Genomic DNA, 21,935 nt, shown 5'->3' with positions numbered 1-21,935 from the left:
CAAAGAAAAGAGACTCACCAATATAGTGAGTCTCTAAAAACATTTTTACTTTTCAAGATCTGCTAGACGTTGACGAACTGCTTCGCGTTTTTCTAGGTAATCTTGCTCTTTCGCACGCTCTCCTTCAATAACCGCTGCAGGAGCTTTCGCTACGAAACCTTGGTTAGAAAGTTTCTTGTGTACACGTTCTACTTCTTTATCGAACTTCTCAAGTTCTTTCTCAAGACGAGCTCTCTCTTCATCAAGATTGATAAGATCAGCTAACGGTAAGAATAACTCTGCACCTGTTACGATTGCAGTCATCGCTTTTTCTGGCGCTTGTAAGTCCGTTTGAATTGTTAATTCGCTTGGGTTACAGAAACGCTCAATGTAAGAGCTATTTTTCGTAAGTTGAGCAAGTACAGCCTCATCTTTTGCTTTAATTTGCATTTGAACTTTTTTGCTCATTGGCGTATTTACTTCTGCACGGATGTTACGAACAGAGCGAATGATATCAACTAGAAGGTGCATTTCTGCCGCAGCCTCCGTATCTTGTAAATCTTCGCGAACTGTTGGCCACGCAGCTACTGTAATAGACTCGCCTTCATGCGGTAAATGTTGCCAAATTTTCTCTGTTACGAATGGCATGAATGGGTGTAATAGACGCATTGTTTGATCTAATACGTAAGCTAAAATAGAACGAGTTGTTTTCTTAGCTGCTTCATCTTCACCGTATAGTGGAAGTTTCGCCATTTCAATATACCAATCACAGAAATCGTCCCAAATGAAGTTGTATAATGAACGACCAGCTTCACCGAACTCATATTTATCCATGTTACGTGTTACGCTTTCGATTGTTTCGTTTAAGCGAGTTAAGATCCACTTATCCGCAACTGATTTTTCACCAGTTAAATCGATTTCTTCATACTTCATATCATCCATGTTCATTAATACGAAACGTGATGCGTTCCAAATTTTATTAATGAAGTTCCAAGTAGATTCTACTTTTTCCATGCTGAAACGTAAATCTTGACCTGGTGCACTTCCTGTTGATAAGAAGAAACGCATTGCATCTGCACCGTACTTCTCGATAACATCCATTGGATCAATACCGTTACCAAGAGATTTACTCATTTTACGACCTTGCTCGTCACGAACTAAACCGTGAATTAATACATCTTTAAATGGACGCTCGCCTGTAAACTCTAAACCTTGGAAGATCATACGAGATACCCAGAAGAAGATGATATCATAACCCGTTACTAGTGCATCTGTTGAATAGTAACGTTTGAAGTCTGCTGAATCTTCATTTGGCCAACCAAGTGTGGAGAATGGCCATAATGCTGAACTGAACCATGTATCAAGTACATCGTTATCTTGATTCCAGTTTTCAATATCTGCTGGTGCTTCTGTACCTACGTATACTTCACCAGTTTCTTTATGGTACCAAGCTGGAATACGGTGTCCCCACCATAATTGACGAGAAATACACCAGTCATGAATATTTTCCATCCAACGTAAATATGTGTTTTCAAAACGCTCTGGTACGAACGTTACTTTTTCTTCTTCTTTTTGTTGAAGCGCTACTGCTTTTTCAGCAAGTGGAGCCATTTTTACGAACCACTGTGTTGATAAATAAGGCTCAACAACTGCACCGCTACGCTCACTATGACCTACTGAATGCATATGTGGCTCGATTTCTACTAATACGCCAGCTTCTTGTAAGTCTTTTACTAATTCTTTACGGCATTCGAAACGATCCATACCGTTATACTTACCAGCTTTTTCGTTCATTGTTCCATCTTCGTTCATTACTAAAATGCGTGGTAAGTCATGACGGTTACCTACTTCAAAGTCATTCGGGTCATGAGCTGGTGTAATTTTTACAACGCCCGTTCCGAAATCTTTTTCTACGTACTCATCAGCAATAATCGGAATCTCACGGCCTACGATTGGAAGTGTAACTGTTTTTCCGATTAAATGTTTGTAACGATCGTCTTCTGGATGAACTGCTACTGCTGTATCACCAAGCATCGTTTCTGGACGAGTTGTCGCAAGACGAATGTGACCAGAACCATCTGTTAACGGATAGTTCATATGGTAGAATGCACCTTGAACTTCTTTATGAATTACTTCAATATCAGAAAGAGCTGTACGTGTTGCTGGATCCCAGTTGATGATATATTCACCACGATAAATTAAGCCTTTTTCGTATAATTGAACGAATACTTTATTAACCGCATCTGATAAACCTTTGTCTAATGTGAAACGTTCACGAGAATAGTCTAGTCCTAAACCAACTTTCCCCCATTGTTGACGAATGTGAGAAGCGTACTCTTCTTTCCACTCCCAAGCTTTTTCAAGGAATTTTTCACGGCCAAGATCGTAACGTGAAATACCTTCTTCACGAAGTTTTCCTTCTACTTTCGCTTGTGTTGCGATACCAGCATGGTCCATTCCTGGAAGCCATAGTACATCGTATCCTTGCATACGCTTCGTACGAGTTAAAATATCTTGAAGAGTTGTATCCCAAGCATGACCTAAGTGTAACTTACCAGTTACGTTCGGAGGTGGAATTACAATTGTATACGGTTGTTTCTTCTCGTCTCCTGTTGCTTCAAAATATTTGCCTTCAAGCCACCATTGATAAAGGCCTTCTTCAACGGACATATGATCATATTTAGTTGGTAAATTCTTTTCCGTGTTTGACATTATTTTCCCTCCTTAAAATAAAAAATGTCCCTCATCCAAAAAGGACGAGGGACATCGCGGTACCACCTTTATTTACAAACAAATTCATAATTTGCTTATACTCTTAATTTGATAACGGACAAATCCGTCTTTTCCTAATGAGAACTATTCCGTTCAGAAAAGATGCTCCAGGGCTACCTTCTAACATAACTATCTAGAGAATCTCCCAGCTAATGATTCTCCTCTCTGAAGACGTTTCTTGTTATACTCTTCCCCTTCAAGGCATTTATATGATTGTTAATTATTATATACAATAGTGTAAAAAACGAAACCTTATTCGTCAAGATAAATTTAAGACTATAGCTTTTGGAATGAAAAAAAGAAGATAAGTAGTACCCTCTACTTATCTTCTTTATCCGTTCCCTTGCTGGGCAGCTTGTAATTGCGAAAGGAAATATTCTATATTACTAACGAGCCAATGCGATTGTTGCAAACTCTTTACTCCGAGAAGTTCATTTTCCTCATTACGACGCTCTCTTCTTTTCTTATAAGACTGGATTTGCCGAATAAATTGCGATGGATACGTCATATACGCAAACATAAGTAGTTGCTCTTCTTTCGTAAAAGGGAAATTTTTTTGATACATTTGAAACCATTCAAACCGATCACTTCTTGCGATTGGATATGTGTTTAAAGACCGTGAATAAAAACCTACTATATCTTGCACAGGCGTTGCAAACTTCGATTTTTCTAAACTAATAAAATAGCCATTCCGCTCATAGTCAAATAAAAAATGATTAAGTGACACATTACCATGCACAAAAGTAATACGCGTTTTCTCTTTTTCTTTCATCGCATCGTTCCACTCATTTAATTGCTTCGTTGCAAATTCACGCGCTCTCATTACATGATGATAGTACGTACAATATTGCAATTCAAACGGGGACATATACCATTTTGATTCAGATTCTACGAGAAACTCTTCTAACATCTCACCATCATTTTCCCAACGATCGGATATAGTTGTATAATGTTTTTCTAAATCTTCTTCCGTATACGTTTCTTCCTTCACAGTTTTTTGATGCAACATTCCAAGTGTCTGAAACATTTTATGGTATTGATCATTGTCCTCACCGTTTCCTTCTGCACGTTCTAACCAAGGCATTAAATAATAATTATACGTCCCGTCACTTAAAATATAACTTCCATCCGTCGCATGATATATAGGTACATAATTTGAAAAACCTTTCTCCTTCAAATATTGAATATGATGCAGAAAGTTATTCCGCTCTAACTTTCTGCCTTCTATTTTCTTGAGTGCATATGGACCTTGATTCGTATAAATTTTCATTACATTTCCGTGCTCTTCCATATGCTGCGTATCCAATCTATATTGCCTCACGATAGGTTCATAGTGATTTCGCAACTCAATATCCATACGAATAACCCTTTCTATTCAAAACATAGCCTCTAAGAAAGGAAGTGAGTGAAAACACTCACTTCCTTATTTCGCCTTTACCCTTGAAACGGGAATATAAATAATTTGCCCCGTATTTAAAAATATATCTTCTGTTTGATTGACACGGTATAAATTTTGTACAGACGTTTCATAACGGTCTGCAATAGATTCAATTGTATCTCCTTCTTGCACGAAATACATTCTTAACTTTGTAAATTCTTCTTCCGGTTCTTTCGTAAATAGTTTTGTTAAATAAAGCGCATTTTCATCTCGCTGTGAGTACTCTTCTTCTTGTTCTTCCTGCTTTTTCGCTTTTTCTTTCTTGAAATCTTTTCGTCCGAACAGTTCAAATTGTGGCGTTGTTTCTTGCTCCTCTTCACGTTCCACAAATTCATGTTCTTCTATTTTCTCTTCTTCTAATTCCTGCTCTTTTCTTTCCTCTAATTGGAACGGTTCAAATGCGTAATCTTCCCACTCATCTGATTCCTTATATGCTGTTTCTTCTACATGCGGCGCCGGTCTATTTTCATCCTCTTGCGCTGAATCTTCTTCTAACTCAGCATACACCGTTTCTTCCTCTTCAACTTCATCCTCGCTTCTCTCTTCATCACACAAACCGGTAATAGATATATCCGCTAATAATTGTAAGCAACCATTTTCCTTTAATTCATAATCAAATTCCTCGATTGATACATATAGCTCTTCAATTACTTTCACTCGATTTCTCGGAATTGATATTTCAAGTGGAAAGGAATGAACAAGTTCATTAACCCCATCTTCTCTTGTTTCTACATAATCAATTGACTTTGCTGGCGATAGTTCTCTTAATGAATACGCGGAATCATCTTTTCGTGCAACATACTCTCCCGTTAAATCTAATTGTCCTCTCACGATTACTTCATGATCAAGCTCTTCTATCTCAACGTCTGGATCTAACGAAATTGACAAAAGTTCTTCGACTTCCTGTCCTTTTTGGAACCACACAGATTCTTTTAATGAAAATCGTAATGAATGATCTGCAGCCACTTCTTTTCCCCCTCCCAAACTATATGTCATTACAGATTTATGTGTGGAAAGCTTACTTTATGAATAAAAAAAATCGCTCCCCTTATGGAGAGCGATTTTCTCTAATACATTACGCTTTTAATTTTGACATTGCAATTTCAGCTGCTGCAATCGTCGCTTCAATATCTGCATCACTATGTGCTGTCGATAAGAATAAACCTTCGAATTGAGATGGTGGTAAGAATACACCTTGTTCTACCATTTCACGATAGTAAGCCGCAAAGAATTCTAAATTTGAAGATTTTGCTGCATCGTAATTAATAACAGGTTCATCTGTAAAGAAAATACCAATCATAGAGCCTGCACGGTTAATATGATGCGGAATGCCATGTTTTTCAGCTGCTTTACGTAATCCATCTTCTAACATTTCAGCTTTACGCTCAAATTCTACATATGATTCTGGCGTTAACTGTATTAACGTTTCATAACCTGCCGCCATTGCAAGTGGGTTACCTGATAAAGTACCAGCTTGGTAAATCGGTCCGCTTGGCGCAACTTGGCGCATAATTTCTGCTTTACCACCGTATGCTCCTACCGGTAAACCACCACCGATTACTTTACCTAAGCATGTTAAATCAGGTGTTACGCCATAATAACCTTGACCACAATTATAAGCTACTCGGAACCCTGTCATTACTTCATCAAAAATAAGCAATGCACCGTTTTGTTCTGTTACTTCACGAAGCCCTTCTAAAAATCCAGGCTGCGGTGGAACAACCCCCATATTTCCTGCTACTGGTTCTACAATTACACAAGCAATATCATCACCGAATTGTTCAAACGCGTATTTTACGCTTTCTAAATCGTTATAAGCTACTGTAATCGTATTTTTCGCTACACCTTCTGGTACACCAGGACTATCTGGTAAACCTAAAGTCGCCACACCAGAACCAGCTTTAATTAATAACGAATCACCATGACCGTGGTAACAACCAATAAATTTCAAGATTTTATTACGACCTGTATAACCACGAGCTAAACGTAGTGCACTCATTGTTGCTTCCGTTCCAGAGTTAACCATACGCACAATCTCAATTGATGGCACACGCTCAATAACAAGTTTTGCTAATTTATTTTCAATTTCTGTTGGTGCACCGAAGCTTGTACCTCTTTCAGCGACAGATTTTAACGCTTCTACAACACGATCATTTGCATGACCATGAATTAAAGGACCCCATGATAATACGTAGTCGATGTATTCATTCCCATCGATATCATATACTTTAGAACCTTTTCCACGCTCCATAAACAACGGATTCATCCCAACAGACTTAAAGGCACGAACCGGGCTATTTACGCCACCAGGCATTAAGTCTTGCGCCTCTTCAAACGCTGCAATTGACTTATCAAACTTTTTCATTATTTAGTGCCTCCTTCTTGTAACCATCTTGCTGCATCTTTTGCATGATACGTAATAATTAAATCTGCCCCTGCACGTTTCATACTAATTAATTTTTCAAGAACAACTTCTTTTTCATTAATCCAACCATTTTGCGCTGCCGCTTTAATCATCGAATATTCACCACTTACATTATAAGCGACAACTGGTAAATTAAAGTTATTTTTCACATCACGAACGATATCTAAGTAAGAAAGAGCTGGTTTTACGATTAAGAAATCTGCACCTTCCATTACATCTGATTCTGCTTCACGGAATGCTTCCATACGGTTTGCCGGATCCATTTGATATGTTTTACGGTCACCAAATTGTGGTGCACCATGCGCAGCATCACGGAATGGTCCATAAAATGCTGATGAATATTTCACAGCGTACGACATAACTGGCACGTGTTCAAAACCATTTTCGTCTAATGCTTGGCGAATTGCTGTTACGAAGCCGTCCATCATGTTTGATGGCGCAATAATGTCCGCTCCTGCTTTCGCTTGACTTACAGCTGTTTTCGCAAGAACCGCAAGAGACTCGTCATTTAAAATAATACCATCTTCAATTACACCGCAATGACCATGGCTTGTAAATTGACATAAACATGTGTCTGCAACTACTACTAGCTCAGGGAAATCACCTTTAATTTGCTGAATAGCACGTTGTACAATTCCATGATCACAATATGCTGATGATCCAACTTCATCCTTTTCAGCAGGTAAACCAAATACAATAACAGAACGAATACCTAAATCAACAACTTCTTGCATTTCAGCTTGCAATAAATCTAAAGACATTTGATATACGCCTGGCATAGAAGGAACTTCATTACGAACATTTTCACCTTCTAATACAAAAATAGGGTAAATAAAATCTTCCGTATGTAAAAACGTTTCACGCACAAGCGCACGCATGCCCCCGCTTTGTCTTAAACGACGATGACGATTAAATTGTAAAGAGTTCATAGATTTCTATCCCCATTCTTTCATTTTATAGATTCACAAACATATTGTAGTAATGCTTCTACAGTATACTCTTTCGGCACAATAACAGACGGAAAATAAAGACTTGCCTCTTTTTCCGTAATAGGTCCTATACAAGCAATTGTACATTTTTTTGTCCATTCTCTCCAGTTTGTACCCTCAAGTAAACGAACAAAACTAGTAACAGTTGAAGGACTCGTAAATGTAATAATGTCTACTTTCCCTAACTTCAATGCCGCTATAAGCTCTTGCTTTTTTTCTATATTCACTTTCGTACCGTATACGATTAGCTCATCTAGAGAAACACCAATTTCCCGAAGTGCAACCGGAATTACCTCTCTTGCTAAATTCCCTTTCGGAAATAAAATACGTTCGTTTCCACTTAATTCTTTTAGAAACTCTTCTGCAAATGCTTCTGCAACAAATGAAGTCGGAACAAAATGAACTTGATAGCCCCTTTTTTCTAACTCTAATTTTGTTTTCACACCTACTGCAGCGATTTTAATGGTTAGTGGTAGTTTCTTTTTTAAACTATCTAGAAAAAAAGCTACACCATTTCTGCTCGTAAAAATAACCCAGTCGTATGAATGTAGCTGCTCTTTGATATGTTGAATTTGCCTATGAGACATACCTTCCATACGCAAAAGCGGAATTTCCAATGGAATTCCGCTCTTTTCTTTCACTGCTACACTCATTTGTTTCGCTTGATGCTGGGCACGTGTAATCAATACCGTTTTTCCAGCGAGAGCGTTCATATTTATTGTTGCTCCTTATTTGCAGCAAGAATGAGTTCTTTGGCGCCTCGCTTAATTAAACGGTCTGCGGCCTCTAATCCTACTTCCTCAGGATTAGTACCCACTACTGTCTCTTTTAATAAAACAGAGCCATCCATAGAGCCGACAAGAGCTGTTAATTCGATTGCATCATTTTTTGTAAGGGTTGCATATCCAGCGATTGGAACTTGGCATCCACCTTCAAGTTTATGAAGAAATACTCGCTCCGCTGCCACTGTTCTTTCTGTTATCGCATCATTAATATGCGCTAACAGCTGCAATAAATCCTTATCATCCTCACGACATTCAATCGCTAATGCACCTTGTCCTACAGCAGGTACACATAACGTTTCATCTAAATGTTCTGTAATAACTTCATCATCCCAGCCCATTCTTTGTAATCCAGCTGTCGCTAAAATAATCGCATCGTAATCCTCTTCTTTTAATTTACGTAAACGTGTATCGATATTTCCGCGAATCCACTTCACTTGTAAATCTGGTCTCGCAGCGAGTAGCTGTGCACTACGTCTTAAACTACTCGTACCTAAAATAGCACCTTCCGCTAACTCTTTAAACGATGCTCCATTTTTTGAGATAAAAGCATCACGAGGGTCAACACGCTTTGGTGTACAGCCAATCATCAATCCTTCTGGAAGTACGGCTGGCATATCTTTCATACTATGTACAGCCATATCGATTTCTTTCGTAAGTAACGCATGCTCAATTTCTTTAACGAACAAACCTTTTCCGCCTACTTTTGAAAGAGTAACATCTAAAATCACATCACCTTTAGTGACAATTTCTTTCACTTCAAATTCATATGGTAAACCAAGTGCTTTTAACTGATCAATAAACCAGTTTGTTTGTGTTAATGCTAGCTTACTCTTTCGTGACCCTACAATAATTTTGCGCATAATTCTCTCTCCTCATTATAAATACCAAAAGTGGAAATTAGATAAACTACTTAATAAAAAAATGTTAACTAGCATTACGAGAAAGGCCCCTACATTCCACAGTACAATTTTCTTCCCTTGCAACACATCTGCCGCTCTTAAATACAAGCCCGCACAGTATACAAATAGAACGACAAACGAACCAATTACTTTCGTATCATACCAATGAAAATTATCTAATTTTGTATATCCCCATATACATCCTAATAAAATTGCTAGTAAGAAAAATGGAACAGAAAATAAATTTAATCCGTAAGACGTAGATTCAAGCTTCGGTAAATTCCCTAACCTTCTTAATCTCGCATTCCACTTTTTCTTTTTTAATAGGCGATATTGCAGTAAATACATAATAGAAAAAATAAACGATACCGTAAACGTTGCATAAGAAATAATCGCCATTCCAACATGCACGTATACAAGTTCTGAAACTAATTGCTCTGCAAGTACTGGCGACATCTTTCCGAGCGGTGTAAAAATAGAAAAAGCGCTTACGCCAAATGCAACAACATTTGTAAAGAAGACTAAAAAGTCAACGCGCATAAATCGATTTATGACTAATGACATCGTAATCAATAACCAAACATAAAAATAAATCCCTGATAATAAAGTTAAAATGGGGTTCGTTTCTGAATCTGTCGCCCTAAGCAACATAAAAATAGACTGCAATACCCATACAATCGAAAGTAACCAAAAAGCAAATCGGTTCGCCTTTCGGTTACTTTGGAAATAATCTATAAAATATAAACTAATGCTACAAGCATATAAAATAATTGCAATATGATAAATAATACTGTTATTTAAAAAACTCATCCGATCATCCTTCCAAATTATAAAGATGGAACGGATGGTGTCCACACTCTTTTATGTTCTACTTCTTCCGCACGACTCTCTACTTCTTCCGTTTCTAAATCGAAAATCTTCGCAAATAACGCTAATTTTTCGCTCGCTCCCTCTTCAGCAGCTATTTCTTTCGCTACTAAAATTGGGTCTTTTAATAATTGATTAATAATACTTTTCGTATGCTTACTAATAACTTTTTTCTCACGATCACTAAGGTTTGGTATTTTTCGCTCTAGGCTTACCATTGTTTCACTTTGGATTGCAAGTGCCTTATCACGAAGAGCTGATATTAATGGAACAACACCAAGTGTACTTAACCACGTTTTAAATAGAACAATTTCCTCTTCAATCATAAATTGAATTTTCTCTGCTTCTTTCAAACGCTCAGCACGGTTTGCCTCCACTACTCCTTGCAGATCATCAATGTCATACAAGAAAGAACCTTCTAACTCATCAATCGCTGGATCAATATCACGTGGTACTGCAATATCAACCATAAATAAAGGGCGACCAGAGCGCATTTTCTCCACCTTTGTCATCATCTCTTTCGTAATGACATACTCAGATGCACCAGTTGAACTAATTAAAATATCTGCTTCTAATAATGCACATTGTAATTCGCTTAACGATTTTGCATGTCCCATATATTTCTCAGCCATTACTTCTGCTTTCGAAAGCGTCCTATTCATAACTGTTACTTTACGAGCACCACTTCCATATAAGTTTTGCAGTGCAAGTTCGCCCATTTTACCAGCACCAAGAATAAGCACATGACAATCTGTTAACTCGCCAAATATTTTCTTTCCAAGCTCAACAGCAGCATAACTAACAGACATCGCACTTTCCCCGATTGTTGTTTCTGAGTGGGCACGTTTTGCTAATGTAATGACTTGCTTAAACAATTCATTAAAAATTGTGCCTGTTGCTTTAACTTGTTGCGCTTCTAAAAAGCTATCTTTTATTTGACCTAAAATCTGCGTTTCTCCGACTACCATTGAATCTAAACCGCACGTTACGCGGAATAAATGATCTATTGCACCATCTTGTTCAAAAATAGTTAAATATGGCGCAACTTCTTCTATTTCAAGCTGAAACCAATCAGCTAAAAACTTCTTAATATAATACCGTCCCGTGTGTAATTGATCGACAACAGCATAAATCTCAGTGCGATTACAAGTTGATACAATGACATTCTCTAACACGCTCTTTTGATTTTGTAATGTAGTCATCGCTCGCTCTAGTTCTGCTGCCTGAAATGTGAGTTTCTCACGAAATTCTACAGGGGCTGTTCGATAATTTACACTAACAACAAGAATATGCACGCAGCATGTCCCCCTTCACCCGTTTTATCACTTTATCTACTATCATAATACAACTTTCCTCTTATGAATCTGACAATCGTGTGAACAACCGATTATTTTTTAATTATTCTCCGTATGTAATAAAGGAGATTCAGTAACACTAATAAAAAAACTTCTACTTTATAATGATTATAAATTAATAACTCTATTTGTACGTTACCAAAAAAAGCCCTCATAATCAAGTGATGGAAACTATTCCATATAAATTATAACATCATCTTCCCTATCTTCTTTCATCATGAAGGAAAATATGTATGATTGTTCCAAAATGTAACAAAGACTTTCTCAATACAATGTATTTGACATTGTATTTCTTTTTCGTTATATTAGTTTTACAAAATTAAATTGTGCACAACTTAATTAGAAGGGAGTTATTTATGACAGAAAACTCTTTGCATCTAGATAACCAACTTTGTTTTTCTATTTACGCCTGCTCTAGAGAGGTTACTCGTTTTTATCGACCTTATTTAGAAGAAATGGGTATTACGTATCCCCAGTACATTACTTTACTCGTACTATGGGAGCAAGATGGACTAACAGTAAAAGAAATTGGAGAACGTCTATTTTTAGATTCTGGTACGTTAACACCTATGTTAAAACGAATGGAATCATTAAAACTTGTAAAACGTGTTCGTTCCAAAGAAGACGAGCGAAAAGTTTGTATTGAATTAACAGAACAAGGCAAAGATTTAAAGGAAAAGGCTTGTTCATTACCGACAACGATGGCTACAAACTTAGGAATTACAGAGCAAGAATATCTCTCTTTATTAATTCAACTAAATAAACTAATTGACACAATGAAAACAATTAATGATGGAAAAGGGGAATAAATATGGATAAATTATATACTGCTTCAGTAACAGCAACAGGTGGAAGAAATGGGAAAGTAGTTTCAGATGATGGCATATTAAATCTTGATGTAAAAATGCCGAAAGCACTAGGTGGTGCAGGCGGAGAAGCAACAAATCCAGAACAACTATTTGCAGCTGGTTATGCAGCTTGTTTCGATAGTGCATTACAACTTGTCATTCGTACAAAACGTATGAAAGTAGAAAGTACAGAAGTAACTGCTCACGTTTCTATCGGAAAAGATACAGATGGTGGTTTCGGTCTATCTGCTGTACTTGATGTACATGTGGCTGGCGTTTCACATAGCGAAGCACAAGAACTTGTAGAAGCGGCTCACGGTGTATGTCCTTACTCGAAAGCAACACGAGGAAATATTGAAGTTACATTAAACGTACGCTAAAAAATTTAGCAAAACAAAAACGCGCGACATTCGTCACGCGTTTTTTGTTTTTGTAAATTTATGAATTGCTTTCCACGCTTCTTCTTTTCCAAGTCCTGTTTCAGAAGAGAATAGAACAATTTCATCGCCAATTTCAACAGCAAGCGTTTCTTTTACAACTTTTAAATGCTTTTGCCATTTCCCTTTCGGAATTTTATCGGCTTTCGTCGCAATAATAATTGTTGGGATTTCATAATGCTTTAAGAAATCATACATCATCACGTCATCACTTGTTGGTTGGTGACGTAAATCAACTACTAATACAGCTGCGTCTAATTGCTCACGAGTTGTAAAGTACGTTTCAATCATTTTCCCCCATGCAGCGCGCTCCGATTTAGATACTTTTGCATATCCGTAACCTGGAACATCAACAAAGTGCATCATCTCATTGATTAAGAAAAAGTTCAGCGTTTGCGTTTTTCCTGGTTTAGAAGAAATACGCACTAACTTTTTACGATTTAAAATTTTATTAATAAAGGAAGACTTCCCCACATTTGAACGACCTGCTAATGCAATTTCTGGTAAATCACTGTCTGGATATTGTTCTGGTTTAACAGCACTAATTACAATATCTGCTTTTGTTACTTTCATTGTTTCACTCCTACTAATGCGTGCTCCAATACTTCATCTAAATGAGATGCAAGCACAAACGTAAGGTTTTCTTTTACGCTCTCTGGAATATCATCTAAATCTTTCTCGTTTTCTGCTGGCAAAATAATTTTTGTTAAGCCTGCGCGGTGAGCACTTAATGTTTTTTCTTTTAAACCACCAATTGGTAATACACGACCACGAAGTGTAATTTCACCTGTCATACCCACTTCTTTACTTACAGGAATACCTGTTAGCGCAGAAATAAGTGCCGTTGCCATCGTAATACCTGCTGACGGTCCGTCTTTTGGAACTGCTCCTTCTGGAACGTGAATATGAATATCATTTTTCTCATGGAAATTCGGATCAATCTGAAGCTCTTCTGCACGAGAACGTATATAACTAAACGCAGCTTGTGCTGATTCTTTCATAACATCCCCAAGTTTCCCTGTTAAAATTAGTTTCCCTTTTCCTGGCGCTACAGAAACTTCAATGGCAAGTGTATCGCCGCCTGCTGCTGTGTAAGCTAGACCTGTTGCCATACCAACTTGGTCTGTTTTTTCAGCTTGCCCATAACGGAATATGTGTTTACCAAGTAAATCAACAATCTTTTTCTCTGTCACAACGATACGTTTACGTTCTGCTGTAACGATAATCTTCGCTACTTTACGGCAAACTTTTGCAATTTGGCGCTCTAGCGTACGAACACCAGCCTCACGTGTATAATAACGAATAATCTCAAGCAGCGCTTCATCACGCACTTGTAAATTACCTTTTCGTAAGCCATGTTCTTTTAATTGTTTCGGCAATAAATGCTCACGAGCAATGTGTACTTTTTCAAGTTCTGTATAGCCAGCAATCGAAATGATTTCCATACGGTCAAGTAATGGACCTGGAATACTTGAAAGTGTATTAGCAGTTGCTACAAACATAACTTTTGATAGATCATATGGTTCTTCAATGTAATGATCACTGAAGTTATGGTTTTGTTCTGGATCTAATACTTCAAGTAATGCCGCTGATGGATCTCCACGGAAATCGTTAGACATTTTATCAATCTCATCTAATAAGAAGACTGGATTAACTGTTTTCGCCTTTTTCATACCTTGAATAATGCGTCCTGGCATTGCTCCAACATATGTACGGCGGTGACCACGAATTTCAGATTCATCACGCACACCACCAAGAGATACACGGACGAAGTTACGATTCAATGATGTTGCAATTGAACGCGCTAACGAAGTTTTGCCGACCCCAGGAGGGCCTACTAAACAAAGGATAGGTCCTTTTAATGAATTCGTTAACTTCTGTACAGCTAAATATTCAAGTACACGCTCTTTCACTTTTTCAAGACCGTAATGATCGTTATTTAAAATCTCTTCCGAATGAGCAAGGTCAATTATATCTTCTGTTGCCTCTGTCCACGGAAGCGCTAATAACCAATCAATATAATTGCGAATAACACCACTCTCCGCAGAACTTGCTGGTAACTTTTCATAACGATCTAATTCTTTCAGCGCAGCCTTCATTGTTTCTTCCGGCATTCCTGACTGTTCAATTTTCTCACGAAGTTCTTCTACTTCTCCGCCCTTGCCTTCTTTGTCGCCAAGTTCAGTTTGAATCGCCTTCATTTGCTCACGTAAGAAATATTCTTTTTGCGTGCGCTCCATGGAACGTTTCACTTTTTGCCCAATTTTCTTTTCTAGGCTAAGTAACTCTTGTTCATCTTGAATAATTGAAATAAGTGTTTGTAATCGTTCTTTTACAGATACAATCTCTAGAATCTCTTGTTTCTGCTTCGTTTTAATTGGCAAGTGAGAGGCAATTAGATCAGCTAATCTCCCTGGTTCTTCCACATCAGCTACCGTTGCAAATGTTTCATTTGAAACTTTTTTCGAAACTTTAATATATTGTTCGAAATGCTCCAGTAACGTACGCATAAAAGCTTTCTCTTCTAAATCATCTTCTACTTCTTCAGTTACCGTTTTAATAGACACTTGTACTACATTTTCTTCTTCGATAAACTCTATTACTTCTGCTCTATGTAAACCTTCCACAAGGACACGAAGCGTACCGTTCGGCAATTTTAACATTTGCTTCACTTTCGCCACCGTACCTACACTATATATGTCATCTTCTTTCGGATCATCGATATTCATTTCTTTTTGCATTGCTAAAAAGATGATATTTTCATCCATTGCCGCCTGCTCTAGTGCTTGTATCGATTTATCACGTCCTACATCAAGATGCAAAACCATCGTTGGATATACGAGAACGCCTCTTAATGGTAGGAGGGGCACGATTCTTTCGTTCGTATTCATACTAGACATAGCACCTCCATAATAAATTAAACTCCTGTTCAACTATTTTATATTACAATACACCTAGATGCAATTGCTGAGATTCCGCGCAATTGTAAATAGCTTGTTTTTCTACCTCACGAAAAGAAAAAAGACTCCGATTAAGCATACAAACTTAAACGAAGTCTGGCAAATTTTATTATTGTTTATTTTTACATAGATTGTGCATCTGTTTCGTCTACGTGAGTATGTACATCTAGCTCTCTATGCATATTTTCTTGCATAAACGTTAACTCAAATACTTCTTTTAACTTACGAACAGGAATAATTTCAATTCCCTTGATCGTATACAAAAATGGTTGCATATTTTCAGCAGGAATAATGACTTTCTTAGCTCCCGCTTTTTTCGCAGCTTTTATTTTTGCGTACACGCCACCAATAGGCTTTACCTCTCCGTGTATACTTATTTCCCCTGTCATCGCTACTTCATTATTTACATACGTGCGGTGCACCGCAGAATATACACCTGTTGCCATAGCGATTCCTGCAGAAGGTCCATCAATTGGGATACCACCTGGAAAATTAATATGTATATCATATCCTTCTGGCAACACATCTAAAGAACGAAGTACTGTTAATACATTATCAACAGAGCCTTTCGCCATACTTTTACGACGAATCGATTTCGTTTGACTACCAATACTTTCTTCTTCCACAATTCCGGTAACATTTACCGATCCTTTATCTTTCGCCAGAATTGCTGTTACTTCAATTTCTAATAACGCACCTGTATTTGGTCCGTATACAGCAAGACCATTTACAAGACCAATCCTTGGAATCGGATAAATGCGCTTTTCATATTTCGGTGTAAGCTGACTCGAGTGAACAACCCACTCTATATCTTCATCCTTAATGAAAGAACGTTCTTCATTTATCGCCATACCAGCAGAGATTTGCACGAGATTAATCGCTTCTCGTCCATTCCTTGCATACATCCCAATCATTTCAATACCATTTTCACCTATTTGCATTTCCACTTTTTCCGCGGCATTTTTCGCTACTTTTTGAATTTCTTCCGTATCTAATTCACGGAAAAATACTTCTAAGCAACGTGACCGAATAGCAGGAGGAATTTCCTCTGGCGAACGTGTCGTTGCTCCAACTAAACGAAAATCTGCCGGTAAGCCTTTTTGGAAAATATCATGTATATATGTTGGGATCATCGTATTTTCTTCACTATAGTACGCACTTTCTAAAAATACTTTTCGATCTTCTAACACCTTTAACATTTTGTTCATTTGAATCGGATGGAGCTCGCCAATCTCATCAATAAACAAAATACCACCATGTGCATCTGTTACAGCACCTTTTTTCGGTTGCGGAATACCTGCTTGCCCCATCGCCCCAGCACCTTGATAAATCGGATCATGCACCGAACCAATTAAAGGGTCTGCGATACCACGTTCATCAAACCGAGCTGTTGTCGCATCAAGTTCAATAAATGTTGCATTCGTACGAAATGGAGATTTAGGATTTCGTTTCGCTTCTTCTAATACAAGACGTGCTGCCGCTGTTTTCCCAACACCTGGCGGGCCATATATGATTACATGTTGCGGATTCGGACCACAAAGAGCCGCTTTTAACGACTTAATCCCGTCCTCTTGCCCTACAATATCTAAAAAGGTTGTAGGACGCACCTTTTCTGCTAGCGGCTCTGTTAAAGAAATCTCACGCATTTTACGAAGCTGTTCTAATTCTTTTTTCGATTCTCGATCAATTGAAACTTTTTGTGTTCGTTGATTTCGAAGTAAATGCCAGAAATACAATCCGACAATTACACCAAAAACAAGTTGAACAACTAAAAATATATTTGTCCAGCTCATTATTTATTTCCTCCCGCAATATTTTATCTCTTAGTATTTCCGCGGAGGAACGTAGCTAAACATAAAGAAAAACAGCAATTATAAAAATTGCTGTTTCCCTTTCGCATTATGCAGATGTTTTTGTATCAAGTACAGTACCGTCTTGTAACACCAATTTTGGCGGCTCATTATCAGCTACTGTTTCTTTTGTAAGAATACACTTCTCGATATCTTTACGAGATGGAAGTTCGAACATTACATCAAGCATTAAGCCTTCAATAATAGAACGAAGTCCACGAGCACCCGTTTTACGTTCAATTGCTTTTTTCGCAATTTCGATTAGTGCACCTTCTTCAAACTCTAACTCAACATCGTCAAGCTCCAATAGTTTTTGGAATTGCTTAACAAGTGCATTTTTCGGTTTCGTTAAAATATCAACAAGAGCATCTTCATCAAGTGGCTCTAGGTTCGCAATAACTGGAAGACGACCGATAAACTCTGGAATTAAACCAAATCTTAAAAGATCCTCTGGTAATACGTGAGATAAAACATGCTTCTCATTTACATCAGCATTTTTCTTCTCAGAACCAAATCCAATTACTTTTTCACCAAGGCGACGTTTAATAATCGGCTCAATGCCATCAAACGCTCCACCACAAATGAATAAGATGTTCGTTGTATCAATTTGAATAAACTCTTGGTGCGGATGCTTACGACCACCTTGAGGTGGAACGCTTGCTACAGTACCTTCTAAAATTTTCAGAAGTGCCTGCTGCACACCTTCACCAGATACATCACGTGTAATTGATGGATTTTCGGACTTACGTGCCACTTTATCAATCTCATCAATATAAATGATTCCTTTTTCCGCTTTCTCTACATCATAATCAGCTGCTTGAATTAATTTTAGTAAGATATTTTCTACATCTTCCCCAACATATCCAGCTTCTGTTAAAGATGTTGCGTCCGCGATTGCAAATGGAACATTTAGAATACGCGCTAACGTTTGTGCAAGTAATGTTTTACCACTACCTGTTGGCCCGATAAGTGCGATATTACTCTTCGCTAATTCTACATCATCAATTTTGCTGTTAGAATTAATGCGTTTGTAATGGTTATATACCGCTACTGCTAGTGCTTTTTTCGCGCTATCTTGCCCGATGACATACTCATCTAAGATTTCACGAATTTCTACCGGTTTCGGTACATCTTTGAATTCTACTTCTTCGTCCTTCGCAAGCTCCTCTTGTACAATTTCAGTACAAAGTTCGATACACTCGTCACAAATGTAAACACCTGGACCTGCCACTAACTTTCGAACTTGCGTTTGTGTTTTACCACAGAAAGAACATTTTAATTGCCCTTTTTCATCATTAAATTTAAACATATTTTCACACCCCTTACAAAGTGCTAACCTCTTGCCTTCGTATGTACACGATAAATGTATCGTATGTAAATACATATTATGTCACTACGTGGCGAGAAATACAAATAATATGACTAGTTATGTACAAATAAAAAATTTTTAAAACTTTTGAAATATGTATATTCGACTTGTAAAGGAACTTTTCCTTCTCCATCGAAAAGTTTTATAAATATATTTCTATATTTATAAAACAAGGCACGATTTTAATCGTGCCTTGTTATTTTATTATGCAGCGTTTTCTACTAAGAAGTCTACAGCTTTACGCACTTTAAGATCTTCAGCTAAAGCGTCTACGCTTCCAAGAGCTTGCTTGATAGCGTCTACTGGCATACCGTACATTTCAGCCATTTTTTCAACTTCTGCAGTTACTTCTTCTTCAGTAACTTCGATGTTTTCAGCTTCAATGATAGCTTCAAGAACAAGATTGATTCTTACACGTTTTTGTGCATCTTCTTTCATTTGCTCTTTTAATTTGTCAGCATCAGTACCTGTGAATTGGTAGTAAAGCTCAAGGTTCATACCTTGTTGGCTTAAACGTTGCTCGAATTCACGAACCATACGATCTAACTCAGTGTTGATCATAGCTTCTGGAATTTCGATTTCAGCGTTAGCAGCAGCTAATTCTACTACTTCGTCACGTACTTTGTGCTCAGCTTCGTGCTTTTTGCCTTCTTCTAAGTTTGTGCGAAGTTTTGCTTTTAATTCATCAAGAGTTGCAACCGCTTCGTCTGCTTCTTTAGCGAACTCGTCGTTTAACTCAGGAAGTTCTTTTGTTTTGATTTCGTGAATTGTTACTTTGAATGTTGCTGGTTTGCCAGCTAATTCAGCAGCATGGTACTCTTCTGGGAATGATACTTCAACGTCTTTAGACTCACCAGATTTAAGACCGATTACTTGCTCTTCGAAACCTGGGATGAATGTACCAGAACCGATTGCTAGAGAGTAGTTTTCGCCTTTTCCGCCTTCAAATGCTTCGCCATCAACGAAACCTTCGAAGTCGATTACAGCTGTATCACCGTTTTCAACAGTTCCTTCTTCTTTAACAACTAGCTCAGCTTGACGCTCTTGTAAAGATTTTAATTCGTTCTCTACATCTTCGTCAGTTACAGTTGTTTCAACTTTTTCTACTGCTAAACCTTTGTACTCACCTAATTTAACTTCAGGTTTCACTGTAACTTTTGCAGTGAAGATAAGGTTAGCATTTTTTTCGAACTTCTCGATGTCGATTTCAGGATGATCAACTGGGAAGATACCAGCTTCTTCAATCGCTTCACCGTATGCTTTTGGTAAAATGATATCTAAAGCATCTTGGTATAAAGATTCAATACCAAAGCGTTGTTCGAATAATGGACGAGGCATTTTTCCTTTACGGAAACCTGGTACGTTAATTGTTTTTACTACTTTTTTGAACGCAGCGTCGATAGAGTTGTTTACTTCTTTAGCATCAACTTCGATTGTTAAAACGCCAACGTTACCTTCTAATTTTTCCCATTTTGTAGACATTTATTCTTTCCCTCCAACTATAATAATGTATGCACATACCTCTATAGATTAAGATCTTCATTATCTCTTTTTTGAAATAACAAATACACAAATAATCCTCTAGCAAAAGCTTTCAGATATAATGTTCCAATCTACTAATTGCCCAGAAGACAACTACGGTATATTTTGTTCGAGAATAATATGAAACATATTAAGTAAGAGAATTACACTTCTCTTCTCTTACAAACAGGCAGTTTTCTGCCTTTTGCAACCCTTACATTATAACATAGAATATGCTCGTTTCAAGAACTGAACGATTCTTTTTCATAATTATACGGGCAAATATCCTTCTCTTTCAACACGTAATAACCATTGATAGGCAATATGAAACTCTTCCAATTCGATATTGTATGCTGCCATAAGCTCTTCTTCATCAATAGCCAATCCGAAACGCTTTCTTCCAATTCTCTCTAAAACAGCTGACCAAATCTCCTCTTTATCCATTAATAGAGCGAATGGGAAAACGCTAATTTGCAATTCTTTCCAATATGTAACCATCGCTTCAAATATATCGGGATAATTTTGCTCTAATCGACTTGATAATTTATGTATAATGTTATTGGATTGCTCCTCATTATGACCTGTAAATGCTGGAATTACCTTAATCGTATTCCCAAACTTTTCTACCTCTATTTCCTCTTCTACCTGACTTTCTATCATTTTATACAAAATAGAAGTTTTCAAATAGGGGTGTTGCTCTTCGTCTATTAAAAATTTCTTTAAAACAGGTAATGCAAGATCTAAGTCTTTTAAAGAAAGTCGCTGAATCGCTCTTAGCTTCTGTCCAAAGTTTTCTCCAAAAATTTCATTAGTAAACTCATCCAATTCAAAATTCGAATCCACTAGCGATGCGTCTCCTTCATTTAGCATACCTTCTGCAAATAAAGCAAGCTGCGCTAATTTTTCCTTTTGATCAGGCATTATATCTTTCGTTTGTAAAACCTTTTCAACAGTTTCAATAACACCTTCATAATCATTTGTTTGAACTAAAATAGTCACGTACGTTTCAAGAATATCACCAAATAAGACAACTCCTGTTTTAAGCAACTGTTCACATTTGTCTTTCGCTTCTTCCATACGTTTTAATTCGAGTAAACAAATAACTGAAGCTAATTCCGTTTGTTCCGTTTCCGCATTATACTGACGTAATATTTCAAAGCAGCGCAATGCATCTTCGAATTTCCGCTCTTTCAGCGCTAAAAAACCTTCATCAATATAGCGCTCTGATAGTTGTGGAAACAATACGACCGTATTTTCTTTTTTATCCATACGTCCGCCTCTTTTTCTTGATTTTAATTATGTTCAAAGTAAATATATCAAATGCGTAATGAGAACACAACATCCCAAAACTATTTGTTTGAAATATAAAAATATTTAATTTTTACATTCCAATACAAATAAATCTCTACTAAAAATTAAAATTGTACAAATAAAAATCCCC

Annotated in this window: 17 protein-coding genes and 1 other annotated feature; of the genes, 2 read left to right on the top strand and 15 right to left on the bottom strand. The window is 37.3% G+C overall.

What is annotated here, in order from left to right; genetic code table 11:
- Window positions 1–45 precede the first annotated feature (45 nt).
- From AC0OM3_RS01290 to hemA, 9 genes are all read right to left on the bottom strand, one after another.
- On the bottom strand, window positions 46–2,691 hold the full coding sequence (locus AC0OM3_RS01290; RefSeq protein WP_474211001.1) for a valine--tRNA ligase: 2,646 nt from the start codon (window positions 2,689–2,691) through the stop codon (window positions 46–48).
- 37 nt (window positions 2,692–2,728) lie between these two features.
- Window positions 2,729–2,960, bottom strand: a binding site (T-box leader).
- Window positions 2,961–3,082: 122 nt separating this feature from the next.
- A complete protein-coding gene (gene ysxE, locus AC0OM3_RS01285) occupies window positions 3,083–4,108 on the bottom strand; it encodes a spore coat protein YsxE (RefSeq protein ID WP_000350654.1) in 1,026 nt (341 codons plus the stop codon).
- A 66-nt stretch (window positions 4,109–4,174) separates the two neighbouring features.
- Window positions 4,175–5,185, bottom strand: coding sequence for a stage VI sporulation protein D (gene spoVID / locus AC0OM3_RS01280; protein ID WP_003302846.1), 1,011 nt, complete (start codon window positions 5,183–5,185; stop codon window positions 4,175–4,177).
- A gap of 79 nt (window positions 5,186–5,264) precedes the next feature.
- The gene (gene hemL / locus AC0OM3_RS01275; protein WP_000712940.1) at window positions 5,265–6,554 is read right to left on the bottom strand and encodes a glutamate-1-semialdehyde 2,1-aminomutase; all 1,290 of its coding nucleotides are present in this window, start codon (window positions 6,552–6,554) and stop codon (window positions 5,265–5,267) included.
- On the bottom strand, window positions 6,554–7,543 hold the full coding sequence (hemB, locus tag AC0OM3_RS01270) for a porphobilinogen synthase (protein WP_001087067.1): 990 nt from the start codon (window positions 7,541–7,543) through the stop codon (window positions 6,554–6,556). Before hemB ends, hemL begins: the two co-directional genes overlap by 1 nt.
- A 20-nt stretch (window positions 7,544–7,563) precedes the next feature.
- Window positions 7,564–8,316, bottom strand: a complete 753-nt coding sequence (gene hemD / locus AC0OM3_RS01265) for a uroporphyrinogen-III synthase (protein ID WP_000992355.1) — start codon at window positions 8,314–8,316, stop codon at window positions 7,564–7,566.
- Between the two features lie 2 nt (window positions 8,317–8,318).
- A complete protein-coding gene (hemC, locus tag AC0OM3_RS01260; protein WP_001226400.1) occupies window positions 8,319–9,248 on the bottom strand; it encodes a hydroxymethylbilane synthase in 930 nt (309 codons plus the stop codon).
- 15 nt (window positions 9,249–9,263) lie between these two features.
- A complete protein-coding gene (locus AC0OM3_RS01255; RefSeq protein WP_000009002.1) occupies window positions 9,264–10,097 on the bottom strand; it encodes a cytochrome c biogenesis protein in 834 nt (277 codons plus the stop codon).
- A 17-nt stretch (window positions 10,098–10,114) separates the two neighbouring features.
- Window positions 10,115–11,449: a glutamyl-tRNA reductase gene (gene hemA / locus AC0OM3_RS01250; RefSeq protein ID WP_000547868.1), complete on the bottom strand. Its 1,335-nt coding sequence runs from the start codon at window positions 11,447–11,449 to the stop codon at window positions 10,115–10,117.
- A 416-nt stretch (window positions 11,450–11,865) separates the two neighbouring features.
- Between hemA and AC0OM3_RS01245 the strand changes: the two genes are divergently transcribed.
- The gene (locus AC0OM3_RS01245) at window positions 11,866–12,318 is read left to right on the top strand and encodes a MarR family winged helix-turn-helix transcriptional regulator (RefSeq protein WP_000138546.1); all 453 of its coding nucleotides are present in this window, start codon (window positions 11,866–11,868) and stop codon (window positions 12,316–12,318) included.
- Between the two features lie 2 nt (window positions 12,319–12,320).
- Window positions 12,321–12,737, top strand: a complete 417-nt coding sequence (locus AC0OM3_RS01240; RefSeq protein WP_000359774.1) for an organic hydroperoxide resistance protein — start codon at window positions 12,321–12,323, stop codon at window positions 12,735–12,737.
- A gap of 33 nt (window positions 12,738–12,770) precedes the next feature.
- Here the strand turns inward: AC0OM3_RS01240 and ysxC are convergent, their stop codons facing one another.
- The 6 genes from ysxC to AC0OM3_RS01210 all read right to left on the bottom strand — a co-directional run bounded on the left by ysxC (window position 12,771) and on the right by AC0OM3_RS01210 (window position 21,763).
- The gene (gene ysxC / locus AC0OM3_RS01235; RefSeq protein WP_000869116.1) at window positions 12,771–13,367 is read right to left on the bottom strand and encodes a ribosome biogenesis GTP-binding protein YsxC; all 597 of its coding nucleotides are present in this window, start codon (window positions 13,365–13,367) and stop codon (window positions 12,771–12,773) included.
- On the bottom strand, window positions 13,364–15,694 hold the full coding sequence (gene lon, locus AC0OM3_RS01230) for an endopeptidase La (protein WP_000097285.1): 2,331 nt from the start codon (window positions 15,692–15,694) through the stop codon (window positions 13,364–13,366). The genes ysxC and lon overlap by 4 nt, the downstream gene beginning before the upstream one ends.
- Before the next feature lie 182 nt (window positions 15,695–15,876).
- Complete coding sequence (gene lonB, locus AC0OM3_RS01225) at window positions 15,877–17,547, bottom strand: ATP-dependent protease LonB (RefSeq protein WP_000119178.1); 1,671 nt, start codon at window positions 17,545–17,547, stop codon at window positions 15,877–15,879.
- A 106-nt stretch (window positions 17,548–17,653) separates the two neighbouring features.
- Window positions 17,654–18,913, bottom strand: a complete 1,260-nt coding sequence (clpX, locus tag AC0OM3_RS01220) for an ATP-dependent protease ATP-binding subunit ClpX (protein ID WP_000472289.1) — start codon at window positions 18,911–18,913, stop codon at window positions 17,654–17,656.
- Between the two features lie 264 nt (window positions 18,914–19,177).
- Window positions 19,178–20,455, bottom strand: a complete 1,278-nt coding sequence (gene tig, locus AC0OM3_RS01215; protein ID WP_000105215.1) for a trigger factor — start codon at window positions 20,453–20,455, stop codon at window positions 19,178–19,180.
- A gap of 309 nt (window positions 20,456–20,764) precedes the next feature.
- Window positions 20,765–21,763 (bottom strand): hypothetical protein, encoded by a 999-nt coding sequence (locus tag AC0OM3_RS01210; protein ID WP_000358275.1) that lies wholly within the window; start codon window positions 21,761–21,763, stop codon window positions 20,765–20,767.
- Window positions 21,764–21,935 lie beyond the last annotated feature (172 nt).

It is taken from the genome of Bacillus sp. FAU20 (assembly GCF_056033865.1).
Note: the sequence above shows the minus strand (reverse complement) of the source record. Positions and strands in the feature narration are given on the sequence as shown.

Excerpts from the sequence above, each read along its gene's own strand:
- AC0OM3_RS01290 (WP_474211001.1), bottom strand. The coding sequence starts at position 2,691 with ATGTCAAACACGGAAAAGAATTTACCAACTAAATATGATCATATGTCC.
- ysxE (WP_000350654.1), bottom strand. The coding sequence starts at position 4,108 with ATGGATATTGAGTTGCGAAATCACTATGAACCTATCGTGAGGCAATAT.
- spoVID (WP_003302846.1), bottom strand. The coding sequence starts at position 5,185 with ATGACATATAGTTTGGGAGGGGGAAAAGAAGTGGCTGCAGATCATTCA.
- hemL (WP_000712940.1), bottom strand. The coding sequence starts at position 6,554 with ATGAAAAAGTTTGATAAGTCAATTGCAGCGTTTGAAGAGGCGCAAGAC.
- hemB (WP_001087067.1), bottom strand. The coding sequence starts at position 7,543 with ATGAACTCTTTACAATTTAATCGTCATCGTCGTTTAAGACAAAGCGGG.
- hemD (WP_000992355.1), bottom strand. The coding sequence starts at position 8,316 with ATGAACGCTCTCGCTGGAAAAACGGTATTGATTACACGTGCCCAGCAT.
- hemC (WP_001226400.1), bottom strand. The coding sequence starts at position 9,248 with ATGCGCAAAATTATTGTAGGGTCACGAAAGAGTAAGCTAGCATTAACA.
- AC0OM3_RS01255 (WP_000009002.1), bottom strand. The coding sequence starts at position 10,097 with ATGAGTTTTTTAAATAACAGTATTATTTATCATATTGCAATTATTTTA.
- AC0OM3_RS01245 (WP_000138546.1), top strand. The coding sequence starts at position 11,866 with ATGACAGAAAACTCTTTGCATCTAGATAACCAACTTTGTTTTTCTATT.
- AC0OM3_RS01240 (WP_000359774.1), top strand. The coding sequence starts at position 12,321 with ATGGATAAATTATATACTGCTTCAGTAACAGCAACAGGTGGAAGAAAT.
- ysxC (WP_000869116.1), bottom strand. The coding sequence starts at position 13,367 with ATGAAAGTAACAAAAGCAGATATTGTAATTAGTGCTGTTAAACCAGAA.
- lon (WP_000097285.1), bottom strand. The coding sequence starts at position 15,694 with ATGTCTAGTATGAATACGAACGAAAGAATCGTGCCCCTCCTACCATTA.
- lonB (WP_000119178.1), bottom strand. The coding sequence starts at position 17,547 with ATGAGCTGGACAAATATATTTTTAGTTGTTCAACTTGTTTTTGGTGTA.
- clpX (WP_000472289.1), bottom strand. The coding sequence starts at position 18,913 with ATGTTTAAATTTAATGATGAAAAAGGGCAATTAAAATGTTCTTTCTGT.
- tig (WP_000105215.1), bottom strand. The coding sequence starts at position 20,455 with ATGTCTACAAAATGGGAAAAATTAGAAGGTAACGTTGGCGTTTTAACA.
- AC0OM3_RS01210 (WP_000358275.1), bottom strand. The coding sequence starts at position 21,763 with ATGGATAAAAAAGAAAATACGGTCGTATTGTTTCCACAACTATCAGAG.